Here is an 8,661-nt window from a genome sequence, read left to right as displayed (position 1 = left end):
GGCCGCCGCCGGCCGCGCCGGGGGCGGCGGCCCGTCCGCGCCGGGCAGGCCGCCGGCGTTGCGGATCACGTCGCGCACCCCGCCCGCGGCCTCCTGCGCCACCACGTAGGCGACGTCGCCCCACAGGCCGTCGAGCGAACCCGCCGGCACCTCGTTCAACTGCAGCACGCGGCCAAGCTCCTGCCCGTCGCGGCGGGTGACGATCCACTGCACCTCGACGCGCTGCACTGCCGGCGTGGCGCCCGGCGCCATCGCCACCACGCCCTGCACCCCGTAGGCCGCGCCCTCGGCCTCGTCCTGCACCAGGAAGCCGCGCCGGGCGAGGACCTCGCGCATGCGCGCAGTCAGCGCCCGGTTGCCGTCGCCCGGCGCGCCGCGGACCGGCACCAGGCGCAGCCGCGGCGGCCCGGCGGCGAGCGCGGCCGGATCGGTCGCCTTGCGCGCGGCCTCGACCCGCACGACGATCTCGGCGATGCCCGGCGCCGCCTGGCGCGCGGCGGCGCGCAGCGCCTCGGCCTCGCCTTCCGCCCAGGCGCGCAGCGGCACCGCGGCGCCGCCGACGGCGCCGAGCTCGGCGCCGTCGGCGTCGCGCAGCACGAAGCGCGGCACCACTTCGCGTCCGCCCGCCTCGCGCTCCGCCTCGACGGCGAGGCGCCAGTCGAGCGGCAGCGGCTCGGTCGCGGCGGCGGGGATCTCGGCCGCACGCAGCGCCTCGGCCAGCGCCTCGGCCAGCAGGTCGGCGGAATCGTCGGCCAGCAGCGCCCCGGCCGGGCGCGGCACGGCGATGCGCAGCGCCGGCGGAGCGGCGAGCTGCGCGCCCAGCGCGCCGGGGCGGCCGCGGAAGGGCTGCGGCAGGTCGCCGCAGGCGGCGAGGCCGAGGAGGGCGAGCGGCGCCAGCAGGAACGCGCGCCGGCGCGCCGGCCGCTCAGAGCGCGAGCACACAGGAGACCAGCAGCGTCAGCAGGATCAGCACGACGAACATCACGAGATAGGGCATCGCGGCCTCTTCGCCTCAGCCCGGCACGAGCGCGATGGCCGAGAGCTGGTGCCCGATCGGCCCGCCGCCCGCGAGCGTGGCGCGCCGGTGCGAGAAGAAGCGCGCCTCGTCGGCGAGGGTGTCGGCGGCCAGCGCCTCCACGGCAGCGAGGCCGGCGGCGGCGAGCCGCGCGGCGCAGTAGCCGGGCAGGTCGAACTGCCAGCGCCCCTCGCGCCGGCCGGGGGCGAAGAAGCGCGCATCCGCGGGGTCGCGCGCGAGCACGGCGGCGCGCAGGTCGGGGCCGACCTCGTAGCTCGGCTGGCGGATGCAGGGGCCGATCGCGGCGACGATGCGCGCCCGCGCGGCGCCGAGGCGCTCCATCGCCGCCACCGTCGCCTCGAGCACGCCGGCGACGGCGCCGCGCCAGCCGGCGTGCGCCGCGCCGATCACGCCCGCCGCGGCGTCGGCGAACAGCACCGGGGCGCAGTCGGCGGTGACGATGCCGAGCGCCACCCCCGGCCGGTCCGTCACCAGCGCGTCGGCCTGCGGGCGGTCGGCCTCGCTCCAGGCGCCGGGCGCGGCGAGGGTGGCCACCGCCGCGCCGTGCACCTGGTGGAGACCGTGCAGCGCCGCCGGCGGCAGGCCGAGCGCGTCCATCGCCCGCGCCCGGTTGGTGCGCACCGCCGCGCGGTCGTCGCGGCCGTTGAGCGAGCAGTTGAGCGTGGCGAAGGGGCCGCCGGAGACGCCGCCGCGGCGGGTGAAGAAGCCGTGGCGGAACCCGGCGAGCGAGCGGGCGGCGAGGAATTCGGCGACACTCATGCGGGCTCGAATCCGGGCGGCGGGGCGGGGAGGCCCGGATGGCACAGGCAGAGCGCCTTGAACAGCCGCCCCATCCCCTCCGGCGCCAGCAGCCGGTGCGCGGCGGAGAGCTGCGCCGCGGCCTGCGCCGGCCGGGCGGCGGCGAGCATCGCGGCGCGGCTGGCGAGGCCGAGGCGCTGCAGGAACACCCCCTGCGGCAGCGGCCCGTGCACGGCGGCGCCGGCGGCGCGCGCGGCGGCGGCGAGGGCGGCGAAGTCGACATGGGCGGTGAGGTCGGCGCTGCCCGGCGCGGCCAGCGGGTCGGCGCGGGCGTGGGCGCGCACCGCCTGCAGGCTGTCGCCGAAGCCGCCCGTGGCCGGGCCGTAGTCGAGGATCAGCGCCGCGCCCCCCTGCGCGGCGAGGCGCGCGCCGAGCGCGGCGGAGAGGGCGCGGGCGGCCTCGTTCACCTCGAGGACCGCCCCCTCGGGCGCCTCCGCGGGCAGGGGCGGGGCGTCCGCGCCGGCGGGGCGTTCGACGAAGGCGCCGCCGGCGACCCAGCGCTCGCGCCATGCGGCGCCGCGGCGCACGAACTGGCGGATCGGCAGCGCGTCGAAGAACTCGTTGGCGAGCAGGATGGCGGGGCCGGGCGGCAGCGCGGCGGGGTCGTCGTGCCAGGCCGCGACCGCCGCGCCGAGCCGCGCCCGCTGCGCCGCGCGCAGGCGCGGCGAGGCCTCGACCAGGTGGACCCGCACGGCGCGGCGGAAGGGCTGCGCCACCTCGGCCGCGGCGCGCAGGGCGTCGGCCATCAGCGTCCCGCGCCCGGGGCCGAGCTCGGCCAGCAGCACCGGATCGGGGCGGCCCATCAGTTCCCAGGTGACGGCGGCCCAGAGGCCGAGGCACTCGCCGAAGGCCTGGCTGATCTCGGGCGCGGTGGTGAAGTCGCCGGCGGCGCCGAAGGGATCGCGCGTCGCGTAGTAGGCGGCGACGGCGCGGGCCATGAAGCGGTCGAGGCGCTCGGCGGCCGGCGGCGCGGCGGGCGGCGTCGGCGGCCTCATGGCGCGGCCGGGGGCGACGGGGCGGCGGCGCGGCGGGGACGGATCATCGGCTCCTCCGCGGGGCGGAATAGCAGGAACCGTGCCGGCCGCCTCCTCCCTGTGGCGACCTGCGGTCGCGCCGCCCCTGCCGGCGGCGCGGGCGAGGGGCCGGCCGGGCCCCTTCCCGCCGCGGCGGCCCGGTGCGGGGACGACACCGGATCGCCGCCGGGCGGCAGGCGGTTGCCGGCGCCGCCAACCCCCTGCACCGGCGGGGCGCCGGCGACGGCGGAACACCGCGCCCGGCGGGGACGCGGCCGCGCCGGCCCGGACCGGCGCGGGCGGCGGCCCGGCAACGCGCGCCCGGGGACGAGCCCGGGGACGAGAAGGCTCGCGGCGCCGCCCCGAGCAGCCCCCGGGGACGGCGACCCTCCTCTCTCGCGCCGGTCTCGGCCACCGGCGCGCGGCGCCGGCGCCGGGATCCTCGCCGCCCGGGCGGCGGGGGCCCGGGCGGCGCCGGCGCTGGCCGCACCGCGCGCCGCGTGCTAGCCGTCCCGCCCCTCGCCGCAGACGGAGCCCGAGTCCACCCCATGTCCGACCCGTCCTCCCCGGTCCCGCCCGGCAACGGCAGCGCCGGCGAGCCCGCCGCCGCGCCGCAGGGGCCGCTGATCCTCAACCTGCAGTACACCAAGGACCTCTCCTTCGAGGTCCCGGGCGCGCCGGACATCTTCCTCGCGCTGCGCGAGCAGCCGCGCATGGACATCGCGCTCGACGTCCAGGCGCGGCCGCTGGAGCAGCCGGGCGTCTACGAGGTGGCGCTCCAGATCCGCTGCGACGCCCGCGCCGGCGAGCGCACCGCCTTCATCGCCGAGCTCGTCTATTGCGGCATCTTCACCGTCAACATCGAGCCGAACCTGCTCGAGCCCGTGCTGCTGGTCGAGTGCCCGCGCCTGCTCTTCCCCTTCGCGCGCAACATCCTCGCCGACGTGACGCGCGACGGGGGCTTCCCGCCGGTGCTGCTCTCGCCGATCGACTTCGTCGCCCTGTGGCAGAGCCGGCGCGGCGCGGCGGCGCAGCCGGGCGGCCAGGCGCCGGTCGGGACGGCCTGAGCGCGGGCGGACGCAGGCGCCGACCCGGCGCGGCCTCCCTTGACCGCGGCCGCGCGCGGGTCATCTCCCTGGCGATGGACACCTCCGCGGCCCGACGCCCCCGCCTCGCCGTCGTGCTGTTCAACCTCGGCGGCCCGGATGCGCCGGAGGCGGTACGCCCCTTCCTCGTCAACCTGTTCACCGACCCCGCGATCCTGCGCGCGCCGGGCTTCGTCCGCCCCTGGCTCGGGCGCCTGATCGCCTGGCGGCGCACGCGGCCGGCGCGCGAGAACTACGCCCTGCTCGGCGGCCGCTCGCCGCTGCTCGAGCTGACCGAGCGGCAGGCGCGGGCGCTCGAGGCGGCGCTCGCCGACGAACCCGGCTTCGCGGCGCGGTGCTTCGTCGCCATGCGCTACTGGCACCCGATGAGCGACGCCGCCGCGCGCGCGGTCGCCGCCTGGGCGCCGGACGAGATCCTGCTGCTGCCGCTCTATCCGCAGTTCTCCACCACCACCACCGGCTCCTCGGTCGCGGCGTGGCGGGAGGCGGCGGCGCGCGCGGGCCTCGGCGCGGTGCCGACGACCACGCTCTGCTGCTGGCACTCCGACCCCGCCTTCGTGCAGGCGACCGCCGCCATCGTCCGCCGCGCCTACGACGCGGCGCGCGCCGCGCTGCCGGCCGGGGTGCCGCTGCGCCTGCTGTTCTCCGCCCACGGCCTGCCGGAAGGCATCGTGCGCGCCGGCGATCCCTACCAGTGGCAGGTGGAGCGGAGCGTCGCCGCGCTGTGCGAGGCGCTCGGCATCCCCGGCCTCGACCACGCCCTCTGCTACCAGTCGCGGGTGACGCCGCAGAGGTGGATCGGGCCCTCGACCGGGGAGGAGATCGCGCGCGCCGCGCGCGAGGGCGTCGCCGTGCTGGTCTGCCCGATCGCCTTCGTCTCCGAGCACTCGGAGACGCTGGTCGAGCTCGACGTGGAATACCGGCATCTCGCCGAGCGGCTCGGCGTGCCGGGCTACTTCCGGGTCCCGGCGCAGAACGCCGATCCCGCCTTCATCGCCGCGCTCGCCGGCCTGGTGCGCCGGGCGCGGGCGGGCGGGCGGGCGCTCTGCAGCTTCGCCGGGGCGCGGCAGTGCCCGAGGCCCTGCACGGCGTGCCCGCACGCGCGCGCCGCGGCGACGGCGCGGGAAGCGGCGTGAGCCGGTCCGCGCCGCGTCCGCCCCGCCGCCCCGCCGCCGTGCTGTTCGACTGCGACGGGGTGCTGGCCGACAGCGAGGCCCTGGTGAACCGCCTGGTGGCCGAGGAACGGACCGCCCGCGGCTGGCGCATGACCGCCGCGGAGGCGCGCGAGACCTTCCTCGGCATGGCCCTGCCCGACATGGTGCCGGCGATCGAGGCGCGCACCGGCCCGCTGCCGCCGGGCTGGGGGCGCGGCCTGTCGGAGCGCATCGCCCGCGCGCTGCGCGAGGAGGTCGCGCCGGTCCCGGGCGCGATCGCCGCGGTGCGCGCGGTGGCGGCGGCGGGGATCCCGATCGCCTGCGCCTCCAATTCGGCGCGGCTCGAGCTCACGGCGAAGCTCGAGCGGCTCGGCCTCGCGCCGCTGTTCGGCGCGCGCGTGCTGAGCTTCGAGGACGTGCCGCGGCCGAAGCCCGCGGGCGACCTCTACCGCGCCGCCGCCGCCGCCTGCGGCGCCGATCCCGCGGCGTGCGTGGCGGTGGAGGACAGCCTGCTCGGCGTGCGCGCGGCGCTGGCGGCGGGCTGCGGCCGGGTGCTCGGCCTCGCCGACGAGGCCGGGGCGGCGCTCCTCGCCGGGCTCGGGGCGGAGCCGTTGCCCGCCATGGCGGCGCTGCCGGGGCTGCTCGGCCTCGACTCGCCGGAGGGGGAGCCGGGCTGCTAGCATCCCGCCATCGCCGCGAGGAGGGGGCCGCCGATGCCGGTGCGACGCGCCGTGACGCCGATCCTGCCGGGGAAAGCGCCCGGCGCCGGCCCGCGGACGGCGGCGCGATAGCGGCGGGACGGGGGGCGGCGTGACGATCGAGGCCCTGGCGCCCTGGTATCCCTGGACCAAGAGCGCCCACCTGATCTCGGTCTTCGCCTGGATGGCCGGGCTGTTCTACCTGCCGCGGCTGTTCGTCTACCACACCGCCACCGAGCCCGGCTCCGCCGCCTCCGAGCTGTTCAAGACCATGGAGCGGCGGCTGCTGCGCGGGATCATGAACCCGGCGATGATCGCCGCCTGGGTCTTCGGGGTGATGCTGGTGCTGACCCCGGGCGTGGTGGACTGGTCGGCCGGCTGGTGGCACGGGAAGCTGCTCGGCCTGACCGGCATGACGGTGTTCCACCACCATCTCGGTTACGCCCGGAAGGACCTCGCCGCCGACCAGCGCCGGCACTCGGAGCGCTACTGGCGCGCGGCGAACGAGGTGCCGACCGTGCTGCTGGTGCTGATCGTGGTGATGGTGATCGTCAAGCCGTTCTGAGGCCCCGCCGCCGGGCGACGGCGGGGCGGGAGAAAATCGCCGCAAAAGCCCTTGAAAACCGGCCGCGCGCGCCAAGCTTCGGGTTGACGGAAAGCCGTGCCGCTCCTAGGGTTGCACGGCTTCCCGGCAGCGGCACAGGCGGCGGGCCCGCCGGCCCGTGCCGCTCGCCTCCCTCCTTCCTCCTCGGGACATCGCCGGGTTCTGCCCTGCTCGCGGCGGGGTGCGCATCCGGCGGAACGACGGGGGCCGCTCGCCCCGCCACGGGTCCTCCCCGGACGGGCGCGCGGGCCGACCGGTCGCAGCCAGGGTCCCGGCAAGCCTTCCACCGGACGCGTCCAGACCATGCACCTCTCAGAACTCAAGGCCAAGAGCCCGTCGGACCTCCTCTCCTTCGCCGAGGACCTGCAGATCGAGAACGCGTCCAGCCTGCGCAAGCAGGACATGATGTTCGCGATCCTCAAGCAGCTCGCGGAGAAGGACCAGCCGATCCACGGCGACGGCACGCTCGAGATCCTGCCCGACGGCTTCGGCTTCCTGCGCTCGCCGCAGTCGAACTACCTCCCCGGCCCCGACGACATCTACGTCTCCCCCGCCCAGGTGCGCCGCTTCGGCCTGCGCACCGGCGACACGGTGGAGGGCCAGATCCGCGCGCCGAAGGACGGCGAGCGCTACTTCGCCCTGCTCAAGGTCACCTCGGTGAACTTCGAGCCGCCGGAGGCGCTCAAGCACCGCATCACCTTCGACAACCTGACCCCGCTCTACCCGACGCGGCGGCTCAAGATGGAGCATCCGGAGTTCGAGTCGGTCGCCAAGGGCCCGCAGAAGGACTACACGCCGCGCGTGATCGACCTGATCGCGCCGATCGGCATGGGCCAGCGCGCGCTGATCGTGGCGCCGCCGCGCACCGGCAAGACGGTGATGCTGCAGAACATCGCCAAGTCCATCACCGCGAACCATCCGGACGTCTTCCTGATCGTGCTGCTGATCGACGAGCGGCCGGAGGAGGTGACGGACATGGCGCGCACCGTGCGCGGCGAGGTGATCTCCTCGACCTTCGACGAGCCGGCGACGCGCCACGTGCAGGTGACGGAGATGGTGCTCGAGAAGGCCAAGCGCCTGGTCGAGCACAAGCGCGACGTGGTGATCCTGCTCGACTCGATCACCCGCCTCGGGCGCGCCTACAACAGCGTCGTGCCCTCCTCGGGCAAGGTGCTGACCGGCGGCGTGGACGCCAACGCGCTGCAGCGGCCGAAGCGCTTCTTCGGCGCCGCGCGCAACATCGAGGAGGGCGGCTCGCTCACCATCATCGCCACCGCGCTGATCGACACCGGCAGCCGCATGGACGAGGTGATCTTCGAGGAGTTCAAGGGCACCGGCAACTGCGAGATCGTCCTCGACCGCAAGCTCTCCGACAAGCGCGTCTTCCCGGCGATCGACATCACCAAGAGCGGCACCCGCAAGGAGGAGCTGCTGGTGGACCGCGCGACGCTGTCGAAGATGTGGGTGCTGCGGCGCATCCTGAACCCGATGGGGACGATGGACGCGATGGAGTTCCTGCTCGACAAGCTGAAGTACAGCAAGACCAACCAGGAATTCTTCGACGCGATGAACACCTGAGCGGCCGGGCCGCGCGGCGCCGACCTCGCCTCTCGGCCGAAGAGCGGAGGGCGCGTTCCCGGCAGGGGATTGTCTGTGGTATTTTGTGTGCGCCCTTGGCACCTCCCGCCACGGACCGAAACGCGCACGAAGCGAGGCCTCCATGATCCGCAAGCCCACCGCCCTGCTGCTGGCCGGCATCGCCCTCGCCGGCGCGGGCTGCACGAACCCCTACGACCCGACCCAGCGGGCCCTGGGCGGCGCCGGGATCGGGGCGCTGGGCGGGGCGGCGATCGGCGGGATCGCGGGCGGCAGCCGCGGTGCGGTCGCGGGGGCGCTGATCGGCGGCGTCGGCGGCGCCGCGGTCGGCGCGGCCACGACCCCGACGCCGCCGCCGCAGTCCTACTACGGGGCGCCGCCGCCGGCCTACGGATCGGGCTACGGCGCGGCCTATGCTCCGGCCTACGCGGCCCCGCCGCAGGGCTACTACTACCGGTATTGACGCCCGCCCCGCGGTCGCGCCGGGCGGACCTGCCGTCCCGGCCTCCGGGGCGAGAGGCGACGGACACCCGGGCGATGCCGCCACGGCGCCGCCGCCTGCCGCCGACCTTGCGGCGCGGGGGCGGGGCCCTCCTCGCCGGCGCCGGGGAGCCGCATGATCCCCCGTCAGCGTGCGGTCGCCGCGCACCTGCGCG

At 77.1% G+C, this 8,661-nt stretch carries 9 protein-coding genes; 6 read left to right on the top strand and 3 right to left on the bottom strand.

All coding sequences use genetic code 11. From position 1 onward, the window contains the following. The 3 genes from K1J50_RS13375 to K1J50_RS13365 form a co-directional block, all read right to left on the bottom strand. A partial coding sequence (locus K1J50_RS13375; RefSeq protein ID WP_220118209.1) for a hypothetical protein occupies positions 1–942 on the bottom strand: 942 nt, incomplete at its 3' end. 70 nt (positions 943–1,012) lie between these two features. Further along, a complete protein-coding gene (gene pgeF, locus K1J50_RS13370) occupies positions 1,013–1,795 on the bottom strand; it encodes a peptidoglycan editing factor PgeF (protein ID WP_220118208.1) in 783 nt (260 codons plus the stop codon). Further along, entirely contained in the window at positions 1,792–2,829 is a 1,038-nt protein-coding gene (locus K1J50_RS13365; protein ID WP_220118207.1) for a class I SAM-dependent methyltransferase, read from the bottom strand. The genes pgeF and K1J50_RS13365 overlap by 4 nt, the downstream gene beginning before the upstream one ends. A 566-nt stretch (positions 2,830–3,395) precedes the next feature. Between K1J50_RS13365 and secB the strand changes: the two genes are divergently transcribed. The 6 genes from secB (at position 3,396) to K1J50_RS13335 (ending at position 8,468) form a co-directional block, all read left to right on the top strand. Continuing rightward, positions 3,396–3,914 (top strand): protein-export chaperone SecB, encoded by a 519-nt coding sequence (gene secB, locus K1J50_RS13360; RefSeq protein ID WP_220118206.1) that lies wholly within the window; start codon positions 3,396–3,398, stop codon positions 3,912–3,914. 74 nt (positions 3,915–3,988) lie between these two features. Beyond that, the gene (gene hemH, locus K1J50_RS13355) at positions 3,989–5,089 is read left to right on the top strand and encodes a ferrochelatase (RefSeq protein WP_220118205.1); all 1,101 of its coding nucleotides are present in this window, start codon (positions 3,989–3,991) and stop codon (positions 5,087–5,089) included. Beyond that, on the top strand, positions 5,086–5,787 hold the full coding sequence (locus tag K1J50_RS13350; protein ID WP_220118204.1) for an HAD family hydrolase: 702 nt from the start codon (positions 5,086–5,088) through the stop codon (positions 5,785–5,787). The genes hemH and K1J50_RS13350 overlap by 4 nt, the downstream gene beginning before the upstream one ends. A gap of 130 nt (positions 5,788–5,917) precedes the next feature. Then, positions 5,918–6,370 carry a protoporphyrinogen oxidase HemJ gene (gene hemJ / locus K1J50_RS13345; protein WP_220118203.1) on the top strand — a complete coding sequence of 151 codons (453 nt, stop codon included), beginning with the start codon at positions 5,918–5,920 and terminating at the stop codon, positions 6,368–6,370. A gap of 342 nt (positions 6,371–6,712) precedes the next feature. Continuing rightward, complete coding sequence (gene rho, locus K1J50_RS13340; protein WP_220118202.1) at positions 6,713–7,987, top strand: transcription termination factor Rho; 1,275 nt, start codon at positions 6,713–6,715, stop codon at positions 7,985–7,987. Positions 7,988–8,129: 142 nt separating this feature from the next. Next, positions 8,130–8,468 (top strand): cell envelope biogenesis protein OmpA, encoded by a 339-nt coding sequence (locus K1J50_RS13335; protein ID WP_255575265.1) that lies wholly within the window; start codon positions 8,130–8,132, stop codon positions 8,466–8,468. The last annotated feature ends 193 nt before the right edge of the window (positions 8,469–8,661 follow it).

Source organism: Caldovatus aquaticus, from assembly GCF_019458025.1.
GTDB classification, from domain to species: domain Bacteria; phylum Pseudomonadota; class Alphaproteobacteria; order Acetobacterales; family Acetobacteraceae; genus Caldovatus; species Caldovatus aquaticus.
This window is presented reverse-complemented; position numbering and strand designations above follow the sequence as displayed.

Excerpts from the sequence above, each read along its gene's own strand:
- K1J50_RS13335 (WP_255575265.1), top strand. The coding sequence starts at position 8,130 with ATGATCCGCAAGCCCACCGCCCTGCTGCTGGCCGGCATCGCCCTCGCC.
- secB (WP_220118206.1), top strand. The coding sequence starts at position 3,396 with ATGTCCGACCCGTCCTCCCCGGTCCCGCCCGGCAACGGCAGCGCCGGC.
- K1J50_RS13365 (WP_220118207.1), bottom strand. The coding sequence starts at position 2,829 with ATGAGGCCGCCGACGCCGCCCGCCGCGCCGCCGGCCGCCGAGCGCCTC.
- rho (WP_220118202.1), top strand. The coding sequence starts at position 6,713 with ATGCACCTCTCAGAACTCAAGGCCAAGAGCCCGTCGGACCTCCTCTCC.
- pgeF (WP_220118208.1), bottom strand. The coding sequence starts at position 1,795 with ATGAGTGTCGCCGAATTCCTCGCCGCCCGCTCGCTCGCCGGGTTCCGC.
- hemH (WP_220118205.1), top strand. The coding sequence starts at position 3,989 with ATGGACACCTCCGCGGCCCGACGCCCCCGCCTCGCCGTCGTGCTGTTC.